General features: G+C 62.5%; 20 protein-coding genes. 6 read left to right on the forward strand and 14 right to left on the reverse strand.

Annotated features, from left to right (window positions below; translation table 11 throughout):
• A partial coding sequence (locus EQW76_RS25295) for a malate synthase G (RefSeq protein WP_143123343.1) occupies positions 1-2,161 on the reverse strand: 2,161 nt, incomplete at its 3' end.
• A gap of 110 nt (positions 2,162-2,271) precedes the next feature.
• Positions 2,272-3,168, reverse strand: coding sequence for a LysR family transcriptional regulator (locus EQW76_RS25300; protein WP_142832238.1), 897 nt, complete (start codon positions 3,166-3,168; stop codon positions 2,272-2,274).
• A 180-nt stretch (positions 3,169-3,348) separates the two neighbouring features.
• Here EQW76_RS25300 and EQW76_RS25305 point away from each other — a divergent pair, with 180 nt between their 5' ends.
• The 4 genes from EQW76_RS25305 (at position 3,349) to EQW76_RS25320 (ending at position 8,057) form a co-directional block, all read left to right on the forward strand.
• Positions 3,349-4,788, forward strand: a complete 1,440-nt coding sequence (locus tag EQW76_RS25305; RefSeq protein ID WP_142832237.1) for an FAD-linked oxidase C-terminal domain-containing protein — start codon at positions 3,349-3,351, stop codon at positions 4,786-4,788.
• Entirely contained in the window at positions 4,785-5,981 is a 1,197-nt protein-coding gene (locus EQW76_RS25310) for an FAD-binding protein (protein WP_143123344.1), read from the forward strand. Before EQW76_RS25305 ends, EQW76_RS25310 begins: the two co-directional genes overlap by 4 nt.
• Before the next feature lie 31 nt (positions 5,982-6,012).
• Complete coding sequence (gene glcF, locus EQW76_RS25315; RefSeq protein WP_142832235.1) at positions 6,013-7,356, forward strand: glycolate oxidase subunit GlcF; 1,344 nt, start codon at positions 6,013-6,015, stop codon at positions 7,354-7,356.
• Positions 7,357-7,517: 161 nt separating this feature from the next.
• Complete coding sequence (locus EQW76_RS25320; protein WP_142832234.1) at positions 7,518-8,057, forward strand: RES family NAD+ phosphorylase; 540 nt, start codon at positions 7,518-7,520, stop codon at positions 8,055-8,057.
• Between the two features lie 442 nt (positions 8,058-8,499).
• Here EQW76_RS25320 and EQW76_RS25325 read toward each other — a convergent pair whose 3' ends face one another.
• Genes EQW76_RS25325 through EQW76_RS25375 form a run of 11 tightly spaced genes read right to left on the reverse strand, consistent with a single transcriptional unit; the run spans position 8,500 to position 18,473 of the window.
• Positions 8,500-8,919, reverse strand: a complete 420-nt coding sequence (locus EQW76_RS25325; RefSeq protein WP_142832233.1) for a heme-binding protein — start codon at positions 8,917-8,919, stop codon at positions 8,500-8,502.
• 53 nt (positions 8,920-8,972) lie between these two features.
• On the reverse strand, positions 8,973-10,058 hold the full coding sequence (ugpC, locus tag EQW76_RS25330) for a sn-glycerol-3-phosphate ABC transporter ATP-binding protein UgpC (protein WP_142832232.1): 1,086 nt from the start codon (positions 10,056-10,058) through the stop codon (positions 8,973-8,975).
• A complete protein-coding gene (locus tag EQW76_RS25335; RefSeq protein ID WP_142832231.1) occupies positions 10,045-11,082 on the reverse strand; it encodes an ROK family protein in 1,038 nt (345 codons plus the stop codon). Before EQW76_RS25335 ends, ugpC begins: the two co-directional genes overlap by 14 nt.
• A complete protein-coding gene (locus EQW76_RS25340) occupies positions 11,079-11,804 on the reverse strand; it encodes a ribulose-phosphate 3-epimerase (RefSeq protein WP_142832230.1) in 726 nt (241 codons plus the stop codon). The genes EQW76_RS25335 and EQW76_RS25340 overlap by 4 nt, the downstream gene beginning before the upstream one ends.
• Complete coding sequence (locus EQW76_RS25345; RefSeq protein WP_143123345.1) at positions 11,801-12,631, reverse strand: alpha/beta fold hydrolase; 831 nt, start codon at positions 12,629-12,631, stop codon at positions 11,801-11,803. Before EQW76_RS25345 ends, EQW76_RS25340 begins: the two co-directional genes overlap by 4 nt.
• Complete coding sequence (locus EQW76_RS25350; RefSeq protein WP_142832228.1) at positions 12,628-13,449, reverse strand: sugar phosphate isomerase/epimerase; 822 nt, start codon at positions 13,447-13,449, stop codon at positions 12,628-12,630. The genes EQW76_RS25345 and EQW76_RS25350 overlap by 4 nt, the downstream gene beginning before the upstream one ends.
• A complete protein-coding gene (locus tag EQW76_RS25355; protein ID WP_142832227.1) occupies positions 13,449-14,525 on the reverse strand; it encodes a Gfo/Idh/MocA family oxidoreductase in 1,077 nt (358 codons plus the stop codon). The genes EQW76_RS25350 and EQW76_RS25355 overlap by 1 nt, the downstream gene beginning before the upstream one ends.
• A gap of 12 nt (positions 14,526-14,537) precedes the next feature.
• Positions 14,538-15,356: a sugar phosphate isomerase/epimerase gene (locus tag EQW76_RS25360; RefSeq protein WP_143123346.1), complete on the reverse strand. Its 819-nt coding sequence runs from the start codon at positions 15,354-15,356 to the stop codon at positions 14,538-14,540.
• A gap of 3 nt (positions 15,357-15,359) precedes the next feature.
• Positions 15,360-16,196 (reverse strand): carbohydrate ABC transporter permease, encoded by an 837-nt coding sequence (locus EQW76_RS25365; protein WP_143123347.1) that lies wholly within the window; start codon positions 16,194-16,196, stop codon positions 15,360-15,362.
• A complete protein-coding gene (locus tag EQW76_RS25370; protein ID WP_143123348.1) occupies positions 16,193-17,125 on the reverse strand; it encodes a sugar ABC transporter permease in 933 nt (310 codons plus the stop codon). The genes EQW76_RS25365 and EQW76_RS25370 overlap by 4 nt, the downstream gene beginning before the upstream one ends.
• A gap of 1 nt (position 17,126) precedes the next feature.
• Positions 17,127-18,473 carry an ABC transporter substrate-binding protein gene (locus EQW76_RS25375; protein WP_142832223.1) on the reverse strand — a complete coding sequence of 449 codons (1,347 nt, stop codon included), beginning with the start codon at positions 18,471-18,473 and terminating at the stop codon, positions 17,127-17,129.
• 177 nt (positions 18,474-18,650) lie between these two features.
• On the opposite strand from EQW76_RS25375, the gene EQW76_RS25380 reads away from it, so the two are divergent.
• Together EQW76_RS25380 and EQW76_RS25385 are read left to right on the forward strand one after the other, a co-directional pair.
• The gene (locus EQW76_RS25380) at positions 18,651-19,799 is read left to right on the forward strand and encodes a Gfo/Idh/MocA family oxidoreductase (RefSeq protein WP_142832222.1); all 1,149 of its coding nucleotides are present in this window, start codon (positions 18,651-18,653) and stop codon (positions 19,797-19,799) included.
• A gap of 14 nt (positions 19,800-19,813) precedes the next feature.
• Complete coding sequence (locus EQW76_RS25385; protein ID WP_142832221.1) at positions 19,814-20,767, forward strand: alpha/beta hydrolase; 954 nt, start codon at positions 19,814-19,816, stop codon at positions 20,765-20,767.
• A gap of 15 nt (positions 20,768-20,782) precedes the next feature.
• On the opposite strand, the gene EQW76_RS25390 is transcribed toward EQW76_RS25385, so the two are convergent.
• Complete coding sequence (locus tag EQW76_RS25390) at positions 20,783-21,817, reverse strand: LacI family DNA-binding transcriptional regulator (protein ID WP_142832220.1); 1,035 nt, start codon at positions 21,815-21,817, stop codon at positions 20,783-20,785.
• Positions 21,818-22,088 lie beyond the last annotated feature (271 nt).

The raw sequence follows: 22,088 nt of genomic DNA on the forward strand, positions 1-22,088 counted from the left end.
ACGCAGCTTTCAGCGCGATCCGCCGGCGGTGCAGGACAGGCTCGGTGTAGCCGTTGGGCTGATTGCGGCCTTCGAGCACCAGTTCAAGCGCCGCCTGGAACGCGATGGAGGCATCGTAGTCCTTTGCCATCGGCCGGTAGAGCGGATCGCCTGCATTCTGACGATCGACGACTTCAGCCATCCGCCGCATGGTCTCAATGATCTGGCTCTCGCTCACCACCTTGTGGTGCAGCCAGTTGGCCATGTGCTGGGCGGAGATGCGCAGCGTCGCGCGATCTTCCATCAGGCCGACATTGTTGATGTCGGGCACCTTCGAGCAGCCGATGCCCTGGTCGACCCAGCGCACGACATAGCCGAGGATGCCTTGAGCATTGTTGTCGAGCTCGTGCTGGATTTCCTCCGGCGTCCAGTTCGGCCTGACGGCGACCGGAACGGAAAGAATATCGGACAGCTTGGCGCGGGCGCGGTCCTTTAGCCCTTGCTGGACGGTTGCGACATTGACGCGATGGTAATGCGTGGCATGCAGGGTTGCGGCTGTCGGCGATGGCACCCAGGCTGTGTTGGCGCCGGCCTTGGGATGGGCGATCTTCTGCTCCAGCATCGCCGCCATCAGGTCCGGCATGGCCCACATGCCCTTGCCGATCTGCGCATGGCCGGACAGGCCGCAGGCAAGGCCGATATCGACATTCCAGTTCTCGTAAGCGGCGATCCAGGCGGCCTGCTTCATGTCGCCCTTGCGGATCATCGGGCCTACTTCCATCGAGGTGTGGATCTCGTCGCCGGTGCGGTCGAGGAAGCCTGTGTTGATGAACACCACGCGCTCCCGGGCAGCGCGAATACACTCCTTCAGATTGATGGTGGTGCGGCGCTCCTCGTCCATGATGCCCATTTTGATGGTGTTGCGGGGCATGCCGAGCACGTCCTCGACGCGCGAGAAGATCTCGGCTGCGAAGGCCACTTCTTCCGGCCCGTGCATCTTCGGCTTGACGACGTACATGGAATCCTCGCGCGAATTCTGGTGCCGACCGTTGGGGCCGATGTCGTGAAGGGCGATCAGCGCTGTGATGGCGGCATCCATGATGCCCTCCGGCACCTCGAGCCCGTCGCGGTCGAGAATAGCCGGATTGGTCATGAGGTGGCCGACATTGCGGATCAGCATCAGCGAGCGGGCGTGCACGAGGACGCCTGTTCCATCCGGCGCCGTGTAGGAGACATCCGGGTTGAGGTGCCGCGTGAAGGTCTTGCCGCCCTTTTCCACCTCTTCCGTGAGATCGCCCTTCATCAGCCCAAGCCAGTTGCGGTAGACAGCCGTCTTGTCCTCGGCGTCGACTGCGGCGATAGAATCTTCGCAATCCATGATCGTGGTGATCGCCGATTCCAGCCGGACATCGGAGATGTGGCCGGCGTCGCTCTTGCCGATCGCCGTCGTCGCATCGATGACTATCTCGATATGGATGCCGTTGTTCTTCAAAAGCAGATGGGTCGGCGCGGCGCTGTCGCCGAGATAGCCGGCAAACTGCGCAGCGCTGGTCAGCTCAACCGGCTTTCCAATAGCCGCAGTAACGTCGAGCTTTCCGTCGACGACGGCGAACCCCGTAACATCCTTCCAGCTGGCACCGGAGAGCGGCACGGCCGCATCGAGGAAGTCGCGGACCCAGGCGATCACCTTGGCACCGCGCGTTGGATTGTAGCCCTTACCCTTGTCAGCCCCGTCGCTCTCCGGGATGGCATCGGTGCCGTAGAGAGCATCGTAGAGCGAGCCCCAGCGGGCGTTGGCAGCATTCAGCGCATAGCGTGCGTTCATGACCGGCACGACTAGCTGCGGCCCGGCGATGGTGGCGATCTCAGCGTCGACGTGGGCGGTGGAGACGGTGAAATCCGGACCTTCCGGGAGCAAGTAGCCGATCTCGCGCAGGAAAGCCTGGTAGGCCTCCATATCAGTGGGCGCGCCGTTCTTGCGATACCAGTCATCGATCTGAAGCTGCAGTTCGTCGCGGCGGGCAAGCAGTGCCCGGTTCTTCGGGGCAAGGTCATGGACGATAGCGGAAAAGCCGGCAAAGAACGCATCGGCCGCAACGCTTGAGCCGGGCAAGGCCTCGTCGACCAGGAAATCGTGCAGCGCTGCATCGATCTGCAGTCCGTTCTTGTCAATACGCTTCATGTCGCTCGCTCCTGAAATTCGCATGGAGCGTAGTTAGCGGCGACGAACTCACCTAGTCAATTCGGCGATAGTGAATAACATTTATGCCATCTGAGAAATAACGGCCTGGGCTAAAGCTCCCAGTAGGGGACGGGGCCATAGAGGTCGGCGAGAAAGTCGATGAACAGGCGCACCTTGGACGGAAGATGCTGGCGGCTGGGGTAGACGGCTGAAAGCGCCACATTCTGCGATCCCTCGAACTGCTGCAGGACCTGCACGAGGCTGCCCTGCTTCAGCTCGGGACCGACATCCCATGTCGAGCGCAGGGCAATGCCCAGGCCGGCGATCACCGCCTCGCGGATCACCTCGCTGGAGTTTGTATTGAGCATGCCCTCGGGCCTCAGCGTCACATGCCCGCTCGGCCCCTCGAGCCGCCAGGCATCGTTGTTATGGGCGGGAATGCAGGTATGGCGGTCGAGATCGTCGATATTGGATGGCGCGCCGTGTTCGGCGATGTAGGCCGGCGAGGCGCACAGCACTCGCCGCACCGGTGCCAGCCGGCGTGCTACGAGGCTGGAATCGATCAGCTCCGCGATGCGGATGGCAACATCGAAACCGCCACCGACGATATCCGTCATCTCGTCGGTCAGGACGAGGTTGATCGCCAGATTGGGGTGTCGGGCCATGAAGACCTTCAGGTTCGGCGCGACATGCATGCGGCCGAAGGAGGTCGGCGCCGAAATCTTGAGGATGCCCTGTGTTTCCGCAGAACGACCGGCGATGTAGGACTCGGCATCCTCCAGCCCCGCCAGGATTGCGAGCCCCCGGTCGTAGAAGCCCTGGCCTATCTCCGTCAGCGACAGCTGCCGCGTTGTCCGCTGCAGCAGCCGCGTTCCAAGCTGGTCTTCCAGCCGTTTGATGCGTTTCGAAACCACTGCCGGCGAAAGCCCATGCGCGCGCCCGGCATCGGACATGCTGCCGCTCGAGACGACTGCAATGAAGATCTGAAGGTCATGGAAATTGATCATTCGGAGATCCCCGTCCTATCCTGTTCGTGCCCCGACGAGCCGGAATTTCCGGGCGTGCCAGGGCTTCTTCGATAGGACATTTGTTCCGGCTTTGCAAAAGTCCTTTGCACTATTCACCGCTTGGCAAGAATGCCGGATATGCTAGACATGAAGCTTCTGGGTGTCGCTGAGGAGGGCGCCATGACTGATGCGATCGAGTTCCTGACGCTGCGGCCGGATGTACTGGCCCGACGCGCGGAGATCGTTGCCGACCTCGTCGGTCTCCTGCCGCCGGAGTGCCTCATCCACGAGCCGCGCGAACTCATGCCGTTCGAGACGGACGCCTTCGTTTCCTACAGGCGCATGCCGCTGGCGGTGGCTTTGCCGCGCACGACTGACGATGTGGCCGTCGTGCTCGGCTACTGCCACCGAAACGGTATCCCGGTCGTGCCGCGCGGCGCGGGCACCTCGCTCTCCGGCGGGGCCATTCCGCAGGAAGACGCCGTCGTCATCGGCCTGTCGAAGATGAACACCATCCTCGATATCGATTTTGACAACCGCACCGCCACCGTTCAGGCCGGCGTCACCAATCTCAGCATTTCCGAACGCGTCTCCGGCGACGGCTTCTTCTACGCCCCGGACCCGAGCTCGCAACTCGCCTGCACCATCGGCGGCAATATCGCCATGAATTCCGGCGGCGCGCACTGTCTGAAATACGGCGTGACGACCAACAACCTGCTCGGCGTCACCATGGTGCTCGTCGATGGCACCGTCATCACACTCGGCGGCAAGGCGCTCGATGCGTCCGGCTACGATCTCCTCGGCCTCGTCTGCGGCTCTGAAGGCCAGCTCGGCATCGTCACCGAGGCGACGGTGCGGCTGATCGCCAAGCCTGAGGGAGCCCGCCCGGTGCTTTTCGGCTTCGACACGTCGGAGCATGCAGGCGCCTGCGTTTCCGAGGTCATCGCGTCAGGCATCATCCCCGTTGCCATGGAATTCATGGACAAACAGGCGATCGAGATCTGCGAGGCCTTTGCCCATGCCGGCTATCCGCTCGATGTCGGCGCGCTGCTGATCGTCGAGGTCGAGGGATCGGAGGCAGAGATGGACCTGATGCTGAAGAGCATCGTCGAGATCGCCGGCCGGCACCAGGTGAAGACCGTCCGCGAATGCCAGTCGGCCACAGAGGCGGCACTGATCTGGAAGGGCCGTAAATCGGCTTTCGGCGCCACCGGACGCATTGCCGACTATATCTGCATGGACGGCACGGTGCCACTCAGCCAGTTGTCCTACGTGCTGCAGAAGACCGGCGAGATCGTTGCGCGCTACGGCCTGCGGGTCGCCAACGTCTTCCATGCCGGAGATGGCAACATGCATCCGCTGATCCTGTTCAATGCCAACGACCCGAAGGAATCCGCCGACGCCGAGGCGGCCGGCATGGACATCCTGAGGCTCTGCGTCGATGCAGGCGGCTGTCTGACCGGCGAGCACGGGGTCGGCATCGAGAAACGCGACCTTATGCGGCATCAATATGCCGAGGTCGACCTCGCCCAGATGATGGCAGCCCGCAGCGCCTTCGACGAAGGCTGGCTTCTCAACCCCTCCAAGGTCTTCCCCCTCGATGGACGCGCCGCCCGATGACGCTTATCCCGACCACGGAAGAGGAAGCGGCCACTATCATCCGCGATCACGCCTCCAAAGGCCACGCGCTGTCGATCGTTGGCGGCAACAGTCGCGCCGGTTTCGGCAATGCAGTTTCCACCCATTCGGAGCTGACGTCGCGCGGAATGACGGGCATCGTCGCCTATAATCCCGGCGAGATGGTAATGACGGCGCGTGCAGGCACGCCAGTCGAGGAAATCGAGGCGGCGCTGGCGGCCAGCCACCAGATGATGGCCTTCGAGCCCATGAACCATTCTCCCCTGATGGCAACTTCCGGGGTTCCGACCATCGGCGGCATTTTCGCCGCCAATGCGTCCGGCCCGCGTCGCATCCTCGCAGGGGCTGCCCGCGACAGCCTGCTCGGCGTGCGTTTCGTCAACGGTCGCGGCGAGATCGTCAAGGCGGGCGGGCGGGTGATGAAGAATGTCACCGGGCTCGATCTTCCCAAACTGATGGCCGGGTCGCACGGCACGCTTGGCCTGCTCACCGAGGTCACTTTCCGCGTACCGCCGAGCCCCAAGACGGAGCAGACGCTCGTGATCTCCGATCTTACGGATGAAGCTGCGACCAAGGCGATGGCCGCCGCCATGGCGCTGTCGGTAGAGGTATCGGGTGCCGCGCACCTGCCGGTCACGGTCGCCTCGACATTCGCGCCCGCCGCCTGGTCCGCTCATTCCGCCATGGTCTTGCGCATCGAAGGTCTTGCCGCATCGGTTGACGTGCGGATGGAGAAACTCAGTCGCGCCATGGCAGGCATCGGCCCCGTCGGCCAGCTGCCGGATGCCGAAAGCAAAGCCGTGTGGCGCGCGATACGCGATGTCGTGCCCTTTGCCGACGGCACGATGCGGCCGGTCTGGCGTGTCTCCGTCGCCCCCGGCGCCGGCCATCGGCTGGTCGCCGCCCTTAGGCAGGAGGCCGGAGTCGATGCCTTCTACGACTGGCAGGGCGGCCTTGTATGGCTGCGGATGGAAGCCGAGCCGGATGGCGCCGTGCTGCGCCGTCACATCGCCAATGCCGGCGGCGGTCACGCGACATTGCTGCGCGCCACGCCGGACGCCCGCGCGCAAAACGACGCCTTCGAGCCGCAACAGCCAGCGGTGGCGCTTCTCTCGGCGCGTATCAAACAGAAATTCGATCCGGCAGGCATATTCAATCCAGGGAAGATGGGATGAGCGGTGACGTTCCCCATCAGCGAAAGATCCGATGCAGACCAATTTCACCGCCGAACAGCTGACCGATCCGAGCGTTGCTTTTTCGGAGCAGATCCTACGAAAATGCGTCCATTGCGGCTTCTGCACCGCCACCTGTCCGACCTATGTGACGCTCGGCAACGAGCTCGATAGCCCGCGCGGCAGGATCTACCTGATCAAGGACATGCTGGAAAACGGCCGGGCCGCCGACGCCGAAGTGGTGACCCACATCGACCGCTGCCTGTCGTGCCTTGCCTGCGTCACCACCTGTCCGTCCGGTGTCGACTATACCCACCTCATCGACCACGCCCGCGCCCATATCGAGGAAACCTACAAGCGGCCGCTGATGGACCGCATGATCCGCAATCTGCTGGCATCGGTCCTGCCTTACCCCCGCCGCTTCCGGCTGGCGCTCGGTCTCGCCAGGCTGGGGCGGCCGTTTGCCTCGCTGCTTCGGCGCGTGCCGGCGCTGCTGCCTTTTGCAACGATGCTCGACCTCGCACCCCGCGCCATCCCGCCGTCCTCGCCATTCGCAAAACCCGGCACCCATGCCCCGAAGGCTGAAAAGCGCGGCCGCGTGGCGATCCTGACGGGATGTGCGCAACCGGTGCTCGATCCGGCGATCAACGCGGCGACGATCCGGCTGCTGACGCGGCTCGGCGTCGAGGTCGTGGTACCAGCCGGCGAGGTATGCTGCGGCTCGCTTGTCCACCATATGGGCCGCGAGCATCAGGCGCTGGTGCAGGCGCGCGCCAATGTCGACGTCTGGGTCGGCGAAATCGACCGGGGTGGCCTCGATGCCATCATCATCACCGCCTCCGGCTGCGGCACGACGATCAAGGACTACGGCCATATGCTGCGGCTCGACCCGGCCTACGCAGAAAAGGCGGCCCGGGTCTCGGCGCTGACCAAGGACATCACCGAATATCTGTCAGGGCTGGATCTCCCGCGACAGCAGCCAAAGGGCATCGCCGTCGCCTATCATTCCGCCTGCTCGATGCAGCATGGCCAGAAGATCACCACCGCGCCGAAGCTGCTGCTGAAAGCTGCTGGCTTTACCGTGAAGGATCCCGCCGAAGGTCATCTCTGCTGCGGCTCGGCCGGCACCTACAACATCATGCAGCCCGTCATTTCCGGCCAGCTCAAGGCCCGCAAGGTGCGCAATCTCGAAGCCACCCGCGCCGATATCATCGCCACCGGAAACATCGGCTGCATCACCCAGATCGCCACCGGCACCGCAACCCCGATCCTGCACACGATAGAACTGCTGGACTGGGCCTATGGCGGCGATGTCCCGCAAAAGCTGCGAGGGTTGGCTGGACTGGTAGATCAGGTTCAAGGGCCGCTTTCGTCATAGGTTTCTGGCGCAGTCGCGTGAAAGGTCACACGCGAGGACCGACAGCAGGGCCACTTTGGATCACATGGTAGATATTGGGCGCTTCTACGCGCGTCACTCGACCGTCTTAATCTCGGGATAATTCATCGGTTTCCCGTCGGTTGGCTAAAATGAGTAACTGCATGATCGAGATCCAAGGTCACTTTAGGAAGATTTCCGGACGCTTCTTCCGTTCTGTTTTGTTGGATCGTGTTGACCACGTGCTGGAACCTCCCATTGGGACGCATGCAGGTCGTTATCACCGGCACGGAGAGCCAACACTTTATACGAGCGCGACCTTCGAATGGGCCGTTATGGCGATAGCCGGATACATGCGTCAGGACAGTCGGCCACGCGTCGTTGTCCCGCTTCACGTCGGCGAAGCTCTTGTGCTCGATCAACATGACGAGAATGCTTGCAGTCAGCTTGGTATCGATCGAGAATTGTCAAATGAGTCCTGGCAAACTGCGTTGTCGGAGGGTCGGGAGCCACCCTCCTGGCACAACGCAGACATAGCCCGGCGCGCCGGAGCTGATGGAATTATCGACAGATCGCGCCTTATCCCGGGCGGGTGGCACCTGAACCTGTTCCGCTGGAATCAACTCGGCGGCCCCACTGTTGACGTCTGTGGTCCGCCCGTGCCTATTGAGCTCACTGCCGATGGACCCGTTTGGGGTCTTTGATCACAAGCGGATGCCCCGTTGATGTCCTCGACCCGCCGCTAGGGCCTGGGAGCGATCATTCGCCTGTCGGCAAAGATAAACTCAGTTTGCGCAAGGTTCTACGCCGGCTCTTCCGCCCTTGCCGGCAGCAGTACCTTTGCCGGCTTTCCCGTCCTTGCCATTTCGTCCGGAGACACCGCACCTGATACCGATGTGCGCCGACTGATCCCGGGACGCAGCGGCGGACGTGCTCGCGGCACCTTGCTTTGGCGGTCGTGGAATTACTTTGACCTCGTTAGCAGCGGCGATACCCCAACTTACGAGAAATAATGCCGAGACAGCTACGAACGTCATCCGGCGCGAATTGGAAGCAAACATGTCGCAAACTCCTCGCCATCGGTCGTGCACCGCGTGACGGCGGTCTGCGTTAGCAGGTCTTTCAGCTGCTAACGCCAGCAAATTCTCAGACCGGATCTGCGCCGATGGCGGCGAGCGCGGCGCGGGCGACTTCGAAATCCTGGTCGCCGCTGCCGGAACCGATGCCGATGGCGCCTGCAAGCTTGCCGGCGAAACGGATCGGCAGGCCGCCCGGCAGGTGGGTGACGCCGCCCTGGGAGGCGATGCCGGCGGCGGCCCCGAATTCAAAGGCCATGCCGCCCGTCGGCGCGTTGATCGACGCCGCGGTGCGGGCCTTGGCGCGGGCGGTGTGCATGCTGAGATATTTGGCGCCGTCCATGCGCAGGCTGGCGATCGTCTCGCCGCTGGCATCGACGATGTGGATGCACTGGGGCACGCCCATCGCGACGGCCTTGTCGACTGCGGCCGATACGGCCTGCAACGCGCCGGCATGGCTGAGGGTCAGGGTTTCGCGTGTGAATGTCATGTCTCTTACCTCGATTTCGAAGGAATGACCGATCGCATGGCGAGCGGTCCTTGTCAGTTCAACTTGGCGAGAGCCTTCCCGGCCTTGTCGAAGAGATGGCAGTTGTGCGGCTCTATGCCGAGCTTGATCGGGGCATGGAGGGCGGTTTTGTCAGCGCCATCCGTCTGTACCACAAGTGATATGTCAGGCGAGATGTCGACGTGAAAGACCGTCAATCCGCCAAGCCGTTCGGCAAGGATAGCCTTGCCGTCGAACTGACCGGTCTCGCCGATACGGATATGCTCCGGCCGGATCCCGAGCGTGATTTCATCGCCGACCTTGATCTCGCCAGGGGCGACAGCGACGGGTATCTCAACACCGTCCAAAGCAACCACCGTCACGCCAACCGGACCAATGGCATCGACGCGGACCGGGAGCAGGTTCATCTTCGGCGAGCCGATGAAGCCGGCAACAAAGATATTGGCCGGGTGATTGTAGAGATCGAGCGGCGATCCCACCTGCTCGATGCGGCCGGCATTCAGCACGACGATCTTGTCGGCCATGGTCATCGCCTCTATCTGGTCATGGGTGACATAGATCATCGTCGCTTCCAGCGTCTGGTGCAGACGCATCAGTTCGAGACGCATGTTGACGCGCAAGGCGGCGTCGAGATTGGACAGCGGCTCGTCGAACAGGAAGATCTTCGGGTTGCGGACGATGGCCCGGCCGATGGCAACGCGCTGGCGCTGCCCGCCGGACAGATCTTTGGGTCGCCGGTCGAGCAGGTGCGAGAGCTCCAGGACCTTGGCTGCCGCGTTGACCTTGGCGTCGCGCTCACTGACCGGGATGCCGGCGATCCGGAGTGCAAAGCCCATGTTTTCCGCCACCGTCATGTGCGGGTATAGCGCATAGGACTGGAACACCATGGCCAGCCCACGCTCGGAGGGATCGATATCGTTCGCCCGGACACCATCGATGACAAGATCGCCGCCGGTGATATTCTCGAGACCGGCGATCATCCGCAGCAGGGTGGACTTGCCACAGCCCGATGGCCCAACGAACACCACGAATTCGCGGTCGACGACGTCGAGGTCGATGCCCTTGATGACTTCGACCGCACCATAGACCTTGCGGGCATCGCGCAGTTTAAGATTGGCCATGACGAGCCTCCGTTGTGCTGGCGGGACTGTCCCCGCCTGAATTGTTCGGTTGGGCCGCAAACGTGGCGGTATCCCTGTCCTCGCTGTGCAGGACCAGGCTCGCCGCCCCGATCAGCCCGGCGTGACGACCGAGTTGGGCCGCGACAATCGGAACGTCGCGGTAGGCGGACATGGCACGCTCGGCGACCGTGGCCTTGATCTGTGCATGCAGCATATCGAAGCCGTGGGAGATGCCACCGCCGACGACAATGATGTCCGGCGAATAGAGGTGCAGCAGATTGGTGAGACCGATGCCAAGCCAGCGAGCTTCGACCGCCAGCATCTCCAGCGCCTGCCGATCACCCCGGCGTGCCGCATCGACGACATGCCGGCCGGTGACATCGCCATCGGCCGACAGCGCCCGCATCATCGATCCGTCGAAAGGCCGCGTGCCGGTGGTCGCCCTTCGGCCGAGCGCGGTGCCCGAGGCCAAGGCTTCGAAGCAGCCGATCGCGCCGCAAAAGCAGCGCTCTCCCTCGTTGGTGATCGTCATATGGCCGATTTCAGCCGCAAGCCCCCGTCGCCCGTGCAGGATACGGCCATCGGCGATGACGCCGCCACCGATACCGGTCGAAACGGTGGCAAAGACCATGGAGGCCGCACCTCTGCCAGCGCCGTATCGCCACTCGCCCAGAGCGGCGGCGTTGGCGTCGTTCTCGAGCCAGACCGGCAGCTTGAAGTGCTCCAGCAGGATGTCTGCGAGCGGAACGTCATGCCAGCCGGTGAGGGTCGGCGGCGCAATGACGATGCCGGAAACGGGATCGAGCGGCCCAGGAGCACCGACGCCGACGCCGACCGGTTCGATGTTTGGCGTTTGCCCCCTGATCTCGGCGGCTAGCGCCTGCATTTGTCCGATGACTGCACGCGGCCCGTCCGCTGCCAGCGTTGGCACCGACAGGAATGACAGCAGGTCGCCCGCGCGGTTCACCATCGCGGCCCGCAGCTCCGTTCCACCGAGGTCGAATGCGAGGGCGGCGTCTGTCACTGGGCGTGGCTTTCCAGGGCATGCAGCCATTTCATCCGGGCGGCCAGATCCTTGTCGCCAAAGGCCAGCGACCCCAGGACGACTGTCTCGGCGCCAGCAGCACGCAGAAGCGGCACGGTCTGTTCGCGAATACCACCATCTGCGGCAAGGACGATTTCGGCTTCACGGCCGGCAGCGCGGATGAGCGCGCGCGCCTCGATCAGCCGATCACATGCCTTTTCCGACAGGCTCTGACCTTTCACGCCGATGGACGTTCCGAGCAACGTCACGAAGGCAACATGCGGCAGGAACGGCTTGACCGCTTCCACCGGCGTCTCCAGCCGCAGGACAACACCGCCGGCTGCGCCCATTTCCTTGGCGATCGCCAATGCCCGAAGACCGGCCTCGCCGTTTTCCGCATGGACGCTGATGAGGTCGGCACCGGCCTCGATGAACTGACGGGTCTGCTCCTCGACGATCTCGGCTTCGACCATCAAGTGAACGTGGATGGGCTTTGCGGTGGACTTGGCAATGCGGGCCACGAGATCGGGGAAGAACAGGAAGCCCGGGGTAAAGCGCGCATCCGCAACGTCGATATGATGCAGGTCGACGTGATCCTCGATCCGTTTGAGATCGGTTTCCATGTTTATAAGATCGGCCGACCAGAGTGAGAATTCGCCGAGCAGGCGGTCGCGGGGGAGGGCGGCGATGGCGGCGGGGCCAGAGAGGGTCTTCGTGATCATGATGCGAAACGGCTCCGGAGGGTTTCAGAGGAGAGGAATTGCGAGATGGCGCTTTGGGTCTCTGCGAAATGACGGGCCTTGTCGGCAGCCTTGGCGGCGACCTCGACGAAGGCGGCGCCTGGAATTGTGGCCGCAAGCGTTTCGGCTGATGACAGCGGATGGATAGCGTCCTGCCGGTTGCCGATGACAAGCGTCGGAACGTCAAGCGCAGCGGCCGAGGTCTTGGTCACGTCCGGTCCGTCGCTTGCGATATCGACGAGTACCTTTGCGAAGGCGGCAGCGTCAGGTCGATCGAAATAGCCGAGCAGGGATGCGAAATTGTCCGGCGCGTCCCGTTGAAGGTCGGACCCCGTCTCTGAGGCGACAAATAGGTCGCGTGCTTGCTCGAGCGGATGAGTAAGGATGAGTTTGCCGACAGTGCGGATCGGCGCCATGTTTTCGGGCGCGGCATCGAAGGTCCAGGCTGGCCGCACCAACACCAGAGCTGCGATGCGGTCCTTGTGGAAATGGGCCAGATGGAGCGCGATGGCGGCGCCCATGGAAATACCGCCGACGGCGAGGCGCTCGATGCCGCACCGATCGGCAGCCGCGAGAACGTCGTCGGCAAACATGGCGATTGAAAACGGCCGCCGGCTGCCGAGCGACGAGCTGCCATGGCCGCGACATTCCACAGTCAGGCGCCTGAAGCCGCGGCCGTCGGGAAAGGCCTGCGCCACCTGCGCGTCATTGCCTCCCAGCCCGTGCTGGAAGAGCACCGGCGGACCGTTGCCGAAGTCGAAGACGGCAAGCTCGGCATCGTCGCGGGTGAGATAGACTGGCTCGCTCATCCGACCATTCCCTTCAGGAAGGCTGCAACGCCGGAGGCCTCATCGGCCGCGAGCCCATGGGTAACGAGGGCCCCGTCGAAGCCGGAGGCTTTAAGGCGGGCGAGGAAATCGCCGAAATCCACGACGCCCTTGCCGGCAGTGGCAAAGCTACCATCCGCATGGCGGTCCTTGGCGTGCGCCATGGCGACGTGTCCGGCAGCCGTATCGACCGCTCGCGCCACGATGGATCGCGCCTCGTCAGGCGTGGCAGCCTCGAACAGGTTGGCGGGATCGAGGACGATGTGCAGCTTGCGCGATCCCATCTCGGCGATCAGTCGCATGGCATCTTCTGCCGAGGTCACGATGTTCGCCTGCTCAGGCTCGATGCCGAGCATGACGCCATAGCCTTCGGCCAGTGCCAAGGCCTTGGCCATCTCCAGGGCCATGTCGGCCCAGGCGGAAGGATCGGCATTGTCCGGGTGGTGCGCCCACTGATCGACAGGGTTGCGGCTGCCTGTGCAGAGCGTGACCAGCGGAATGGCAAGCGCCGCAGCAGTTCTGATCACGACCTCCAGCTGCCTCAGCCCGGCCTGTCTGACGGCAGGGTCCGGATGGGCCATGTTATAGGTCCCGGACAGCGCCACCAGCGAGACGCCACTCGTCTCGGCAGCCGTCCGGATGGCGGTGATAGTGCTCTCCGGCACGGCGTCCGGCATCGATGGCAGGCCGCAGCAGGCAAGATTGAACTGCGTCGCTGAATAGCCGTTGCCGGCGACCGCCGACAGGACGGCAAGCGGATCTGTCCCCGGAAAGGTCTTGGCGAAGATACCGACCTGCATCAGACCGATCCCGTCACGGATGCGATTTTGACGCGTTCGCCGGTTTCAACCGAACGGGCAATGGCGACCATGGCACGGATCGAGGCAATGCCGTCATCGACATTGGCGCCGCGCATCGGAGCCCCGGTCAGAACCGTATCGGCGAGACCCTCCAGCTGGCGGCGGAAGAAATGCCCATCGGCGCCCAGAGGCCTGCGGGTGGTCGCGTCCTTCTCGTGGAAGATATCGACCTCGCTGGCGCGGAAATACCAGGGATTGAAGGTCTTGGCGAGAACGGACCCGTGCTCGCCATAGAGCTGGAAGCCCTCGTGCCAATCCATCCTGACGGCAACGGTCAGATCGAGATGGCCGAGCGCTCCGTTGGCAAATTCGGTTTCGACGAACCAGCAATAGGCACCGGCTCGCTCCAGCAGGCGTGCCCGGACCGCGACCAGTTCGCCGCAGAAAAAGCGCGCCGTATCGACCAGATGAGAGCCGTGCGCCAGCATGAAATACTGCCGAAGATCGGCCTTCGGATTACCGCCCGGCTTGCGTGCCAGCTTGCTGGTTACCGGCAGCGGCTGGACGGCGTCGGTGTTGGTGTAGCGGTGCGTGGAATCGCAGTACCAGGCCTTGAGCGCGAAGATCTGGCCGATATCGTCGCGCACGAAGTCGCGCGCCGCTTCCAGAGCCGGATCGAAGCGCTTCATGTGGCCGACCTGCAGGATCTTGCCCGAGCGCTTCACCGCATCGGCCAGCTGCTGGCCTTCCTCGACGGAAACGCCGATCGGTTTTTCGCAGAGAACATGCTTGCCTGCGTCGAGAGCCTTGATCGACATCGGCACATGGTAGGCATCGGAGGTGGCGACGATCACGGCTTCGAGCTCGGGATCGGCCAGCATGGCGTCGTAGTCGCCGTACATCTTCTGCGGCTCGTAGGTCGCACCCATGCGCGCCAGGAGATCCGGTGCTGCATCGCAGATTGCGTAGAGATCGGCGTTACGCGCTTTCACACAAGATTCGAGATGGGCAAATTGGGCAATCGGCCCACAGCCGAGAACGCCCACCCGCAATCGACGCTGTTCTTTCTCGATCATTGCACTTCTTCCTTATGCACCATAGCCGCGCATTGTCTGGCGGTTGAGTTTCACGGCAGCAGCGGGATCGCGCCCCGCCGTCTCGGATTCTTCCTCGAGCACCAGCCAGCCGTTGAAGTTCGGCGCCTTGCCGACGATGTCGAGCACGGCCGGCGTGTCGAGCACGCCCTCGCCAAGCATCGCCCACTGGTCGTTGGCATCGACATCCTTGAGGTGAAGGTAGCGGATGCGGGCCTGGTAGGTTTTGAGAGTGTCGAGGATGTCGTCGTGACCGCGCAGGATGTGCCCGGTATCCGGGATCCAGCCGACCAGCGCGGGATCCAGCAGCCCAAAGATCGTGTCGTAATCGGCCCGGTCGAACAGCAGAGTGTTATGATGCGAACTCGGATGCACCGCCACCGTGACGCCCGATGCCTGGCCGAGGGCCGCAGCACGATTGTAGAACTCGGCGGCGACTTTGAATTTCTCCCCGCGTGGGCCGTCCGATACGACCGTGGCAGAGCCGATCGACACCAGTGCGCCCTCGAAATGGGAAGCGAAATCGACCCAGCGCTGCGCGACGACCAGATCGGCGTCAATGTGGTCGGCAACCGTGAACCCCGTCTGCGAGCCGAAGGCGAAGGACACCAGGTGCAGTCCGTGGTTGGCCAGCGCCTTCTTGAAATCGGCAGGCTTGTCAGCATAGCGGCCGATCATCGTATCGGTGATTTCGATGCCCTCGTAACCGCCGGCGGCGATTGCTGCCAACAGGTCATCGGCGGTCCCGCTCCAGCCGGCGCCCAGCATCTCCCATGTAAACGTCTGGCAGCCGACCTTGAAATCCGTGGTCATTGTCTATTCCTTGATTCCGCCTTGCGTCAGGCCTTCGATGATGTGTCGCTGGAAGACCAGCACGAGTATGATGAGCGGCACGGTGACGACAGCCGACGCAGCCGCGATATCTCCCCAGGGCACGTAGTACTGGTTCGTGAAGTTGGCGATGCCGACGGGAATGGTCTGGCTGTCGGGATCGGAGGTGAAGGCCAGCGCGAACAGGAACTCGTTCCAGGCGGTAATGAAGGCCAGCAGCCCTGTCGTCACAAGGCTCGGCAGCGACATCGGCAGGATGATGTGCCAGAGGAGGCCGACGACACCGACGCCATCCATCCGCGCCGCCTCGTCGATTTCGCGCGGCAGGGTTTCGAAATAGCCAAACAGCACCCAGGTCACCAACGGCAGACCCAGCGCAAGATAGGTGATGATCAGAGCGGTATGGGTGTCGAGGAGACCGAGATCCGAGGCCAGCAGATAAAGCGGGCCGACAAGCGCGATCTGCGGGAACATCGACACCGACAGGATCACCATCAGGATCCCGAACCGGCCCTTCACATCGAGCCGCGACAGCGCAAAGGCCGACAGGGAACCGACGATCAGGCAGAGCGCCGTGGTCGACAGCGAGACGATCAGCGAGTTCAGCACATAGTGATGCAGGCCCTTCTCGACGAACGCATTGTAGTAATGCTCCAGCGTGAAGGGATGCGGAATGAGAGACGGCGTGCCTTCGGTCAGCGCCTTGTCGAGCTGCAGCGAGGTCGAGAACTGCCAGAGGAACGGCCCGGCCGACCATATCAGGATAAACAGCGCACCGGCATAGATCACAGTAGTCTGGAGAACGGAGCGGCCCTGGGTCATGTCGTCTTCCTTATCTGCCGGACGAGGAAGAGGCAGAACACCACCGCGATCACGCCTTCAGTCAGGAACATCGCCGTGGAGACTGCCGAGCCGTAGCCGAACTGCAGGGTCGAAAAGAGGATCTTGTAGGACAGCGTCGACAGCGTTTCGGTGGAATCGGCGGGGCCGCCGCCGGTCAGCACGTAGACAAGGTCGAAGATGCGGAACGCGTCCAGCGCACGGAACAGTCCGGCGATCAGCAGCGTTGGCAGCAGCAGCGGCAGGCGGATGTTCCAGAAGATCACCCAGGCCTTGGCGCCGTCCATCCGCGCCGCCTCGATCAGAGACTTCGGAACGGTCTGCAATCCGGTCAGAAGCAGCAGCGCCATGAACGGCGTGGTCTTCCAGACGTCGGCAAGGATGATGGTGAGGAGGGCGGTGTTCGGCGATCCGTACCAGTTGACGTTCTGGTCGATCAGCCCGAGATGCAGGAGAATGAAATTGATGATGCCGTGCTGGCCATCGAACAGCCATCCGAACATCTTGGAAGTGACCACGGTCGGCATTGCCCAAGGCACGAGCATGGCCGCCCGGATAATCCCGCGTCCCCCGAAGGTTTCACAGAGAATGAGGGCCATGCCGAGACCGATCAGCGTTTCCAGCACAGTGGATGCGACGGTAAACCACATCGTATGGCGCCAGGCATTCCAGAACGCCGGATCGTTGAACAGTTGCACGTACTTGGCAAAGCCGACGAAATCATTGTCCTGGGTGATCAGCGAGCGGTTTGTCAGCGACAGATAGAGGCCGTTGACGATCGGATAGAAGGACACAGATGCAAGCGACAGGAAAGCCGGCAACAGCAGGAGCCATGGCCAGAGGGCGCGTGGCAGCGCCCTCCTTGCTTTGCGTGACTGCCCCGTTGCCGGGACTGTGGCTGAAACCGCCATGTCAGGCGACGATCTTGTTGATTTGCGCAGCGGCAGCTGCGAGCTCGGTCTTCACGTCGCCGCTGACCAGGGCTTTGGAGATACTCGACTGCAGCGCCAGCGTGACCTTGGCATATTGTGGCGTGATCGGCCGTGGTGTGGCGCCGGTGAAGACGCTTTGCAGGCTCGCCATGAAGGGCTGCTCGGCCTTGAGCTTGGCATCCTCGAAGATCGCCGGACGCGAAGGCGCCAGACCGAAATTCAGTGCCAGCCGGGTCTGGGTTGCCGGCGACGACATCCAGGTCAAGAACTCGATCGCGGCTTCGCGCTTCTTGGAGTTGGCGTTGACACCCAGCTGGTAGCCGCCGAGGCAGGCCGCGCTCTTGCCGCCGGCAAAATGCGGCAAGGGCGCAACCGCCACCTTGTCGACAACCTGCGAGGCCTTAGGATCCTGGGCAATCGGATAGACGTAGGACCAGTTGCGCATGAACATCGCTTCGCCGGACGTGAATGGCTGGCGCGAAGGCTCTTCGTCCCAGGAAAGAACGTTTTGCGGGCTGATCTTGGTCTTGTTGATCGTGTCGTGGAGGAACTGGATGGCCTCGACCGCGGCCTTGTCTCCGACCACGGAGGATTTCCCGTCCGGCGCCAGTATGGAGCCCCCGTTCGAGGTGATGATCTCGACTGCATCGCAGATCAGCACTTCGGCCTGCTTGCCCTGCCAGAGGTAGCCGAACTTGGCATCGCCGGCCTTCTGGGCGGCCGCCGCCATCGTTGCCATCTCGTCCCAGGTTTCAGGGACCTTGCCGCCGTGCTTTTCGACGAGGTCCTTGCGATAATAGAACATGCCGGAATCGACGAACCAAGGCAGCGCCGTCAGCTTCTCATTATAAGTGCAGGCAGCCACCGTGCCGGGGAAATAGTCGGTGCGCTTTTCCTTGGGGAAATACTCGTCGAGGGGCAGCGCCCAGCCTGCGGCGGCAAAACCTGCAATCCAGACGACGTCCTGCGTGAAGACGTCGGGCGTCCCGTTGCGGCGGGCCAGTTGCTGGATCAGCCCTTGATAGACTTCGGTCGACGAACTCGGTGGTGGCAGTTCGATGAACTTCACCATGATGCGGTCCTGCGACTCGTTGAACGCCTTGACGAGATCGCCGAGGCCTTCCTTGCCGAAGAAGCTGGCGCTGGCAAAGCTGATCTCTGTCCGGTCGGCGGCTCGGGCCGAGCGCACGCCCAGGCTCGAGGTGACGCCAAGGGCAGCGGCACCGACCGCAGCCCCGGCCGCCCCGATAAGAAGCCGGCGGCGATCAATCATGTGCGAATTTAAAGTCGAATTCGAGCGCGAAGGCTCGTCCTTAACATCAGACATGTTTTCCCTCCCAGGAAGACTGGCAACCTCCAAAACTCCGCGCCAGCATTTCCGCATGATTTATAAAAATTTGTCGCGCGTCAAGAAATAAAATGGTTTAATCCGGCAATCAGTCGCTGGTGAGGAGGCCGTATCGAGGTGCGGCAACCAGCGAAAGCAATGGGAGGAGTGGGCTTTATGACCAGAAAGAACAACGCAAAAATCGGCCTCGGCGTAATTGGTTGCGGCAATATTTCGATGACCTATTTGCGCAACGCAGCCCTGTTTGCCGGTGTCGAGTTGAGAGCCTGCGCCGATATCTCGCCCGATATGGCAGCCTTGCGGGCCGGCCAATACAATATCCGCGCGCTCACCGTCGACCAGCTGCTGGCCGACCCGGAAATCGATCTTGTCCTCAATCTCACGATCCCGGCAGTGCATTTCGATGTGACGATGTCAGCGCTTTCGGCCGGCAAACACGTCTTCACCGAAAAGCCGCTGGCCACATCGGCGGCGGACGGACGCACTCTGGTGGCAGAGGCACGGCAGCGTGGACTTCTGCTCGGATCTGCACCCGACACTTTTCTCGGTGCGGCCGGCCGGCGGGCGCGGCGCCTGATGGAGGAAGGAGCCATAGGCCGTCCCGTCAGCGGCACCGCCTTCATGATGGGCCGCGGCATGGAGCACTGGCATCCCAATCCGCAATTCTACTACCAGCCGGGCGGCGGCCCCGTTTTCGACATGGGACCCTATTACCTGACGATGATGGTCAACCTGCTGGGCCCTGTGGTCCGCGTCATGGCGATGGCCACCAAGGGGCAGGAGGAGCGACTGATCACCGCTGAAGGCCCGTTCCAGAACACCACCTTCACCGTTGGCACGCCGACCAATGTCCTCTCGCTTCTGGAATTCAAATCCGGCGCGACGGTGAATTTCGGCGCCTCCTGGGATGTCTTCCGCCACTCCAATCATCCGATCGAGTTGCACGGCACGGAAGGTTCGCTGCGTCTGCCGGATCCCGACACATTCGGCGGCACTGTGTCCCTGTCCGAGCACGGCGCCGAGTGGCGGGACTTCGATAGCGACGGCGAACTCTATGGCGCCAGAAACTGGCCATATGCCGCACCGGACAGGGCAAATTACCGGATGCTTGGCGTCGCCGACCTCGTCCGGGCGCTCGAGGAAGGCAGGGCGCCGCGCGCCTCCGGCGATCTTGCGTTGCATGTTCTCGACATCATGGAAGCCATCCTTGCATCCGGAGAGAGCCAGCAATCGATCACAATCGACGGGACTTTCCAGCAGCCACCATTGCTCGGCGAGGATGAAGCGCGCAGCTTGCTCGCATGACAGGAGAGGGGAGGATGACTGGCAGAATCGATGCCGGAGCCCAGCGGGTGCTCGATCTCGGCAGGGCCGCAAGATCGAGGCCTTTCGAGGACGGCACGCCGGAACAGGCCCGTAAAGATTACAACGCGGGAGCGCCCGCATTAAAAGGCGATCTGCAGCCTGTCGCCTCTATTGAAAACCGCACGATCACGGGACCGAATGGCCCTATCGACATCCGGATCTATCGCGGCCTCGGTGCACCGGAGAGCGGCGGGCGCGGGCTGCTGTATCTTCACGGCGGCGGATGGGTGATCGGCAACCTCGAGTCCCATGATGACATCTGCAGGTGGTTTGCCGACAGCGCGGCCTGCACGGTCGTCTGCCCCAACTATCGCCTGGCGCCTGAACACAAATTCCCCGCCGGGCTTGAAGATTGCCTCGCGGCGCTGGCATTTATGACCGGAGAGGCTAATACGCTCGGCATCGACCGAGAAAAAATCGCCGTGGCCGGAGACAGCGCAGGCGGCAACCTCGCTGCGGTGGTGGCACTGATGTCCCGGGTATCCGATCAGCCGCCATTGACAGCGCAACTGCTGCTCTATCCGAATACCGACGCTGCCCAGACCGCAGACAGCTACCGGCGCTATGCAAAGGGCTTCGGCTTGTCGGCCTCGACCATGCACTGGTTTCGCGATCATTATATTCGCACGCCGGACGATATCGACGATTGGCGCGTCTCGCCGCTTAAGGCAGAGAGCCTCTCAGGTGCCGCCCCGGCATTTATAGCCATCGCCGGCCACGACATCCTCGCTGACGAAGGTGTCGCCTATGCCGATCGCCTCAAGGAAGACGCCGTTCCCGTGGTCCTGCGCCATTGGCCGACGCAGATCCACGGCTTCGCTTCCATGGGCAAGTACATCCCGGAAGCACGCGCGGCCATCGATGAGGCGGTGATTGCGTGGAACAGCTTCGAGACATCAACTCCATAGTAAGTGGACGGTGGATCAGGCGGACTGGCGCATCACAAGGGTGCCGTCCGAGCGCATGGCATGGACGATAGCGCCTGTCGTCGTCTCTCCTTCGCCGAGAAGGGCGAGCAATGTGTCGACGCTGTTGGCCGTCATTGCCGCGAAATCCTGCGCCATTGTCGTCAGCGGCGGCGATGCATATCGGCTGAGGGGATGGTCGTCATGGGCGGCGATCCTGAGATGAGCGCCCTTTCGGCGTCCGACCTTCTGGTTGTTGGCAAAGGCTGCCGCCATCACACCGAAGGCCAGGCGATCGTTAGCACAGAGGATCGTCTTGCTTGGCAGGGACTTCCTGCGCAGCATATCGTCCATCTGTTCATAGCCGATCCGCTCGAAATCCCAGGTATAGTCCGCGCTCGTCTTGATCACCCGCGGCTCGAACCCGGCCGCCTCGACGGTGGCGACATAACTTGCCAGCCTTTCCGGCGAATTGTGATTGATATGCGGAATGTCGAGATAGGCCGGCGCGTCGCCGGACCGGCAGAGATAGTCGACGATCGTCGCGACGCTCTGGCTGTTGTTGTTGCCGACAAATGGCGTGCTGCCTTCGATGAAGGTGTCGAAATAGACCATCGCCAGGTTCTGGCCGAGTTTCTCGAAGACGCGCGGATCGGACTTGAAGCCGAGGGGTGCCACCAACGCCCCGGCCACCTTCAGCGACAGCATCGTTTTGACGGCCTCGGCCTCCAGTTCCGGCAAACCATGCGATGAAATCACGATCGGCCAGTAGCCGCTGGTGCGCAGGCGGAGTTCCAGCCGGTTGACCATTTCAGCATAGAAGGGGTCGCCGAGAGCAGGCACGAGAATGCCGATGTTGCGGGTGCGCTTGCGGTTGAGATTGCGCGCATAGAGATTGGGCTGGTAGTCCGAAGACCGCAACGCCGCCTCGATCAGAGCACGGGTGGCTGGCTTTACGCTGGTCGGATCGTCGAAGAACTTGGACAGGGTCGGACGCGATATCCCGCTGGATTTCGCAAAATCCTCCATCGTCCGGTGCGTCAGCTTTTTCATCGATATGCGACGTTCCTGTCTGCCAGAATGTGCAGAGGTGGAATTATGCGTTGTTAATCAACGAAGTGCAACCGCTGACCGGAAATTCGCACAACCGTCCCGGCCCGCCAAAAAGATTGCCGGTGACAACTTTTAAAATGACGTACGACTATAGAGCTTCCGGCTGAAGATCGTGCTCGCAACGTCGAACGAATCCGACCGAGCACGGCGCAAGTAAAACGGGAATAAGGCCGCAGGTTTCCAGTATGCTTAACGGCAATTTTATAAACTC

The sequence above is a fragment of the Rhizobium sp. rho-13.1 genome (genome assembly GCF_007000305.1).
Classification (GTDB): domain Bacteria; phylum Pseudomonadota; class Alphaproteobacteria; order Rhizobiales; family Rhizobiaceae; genus Rhizobium; species Rhizobium rhododendri.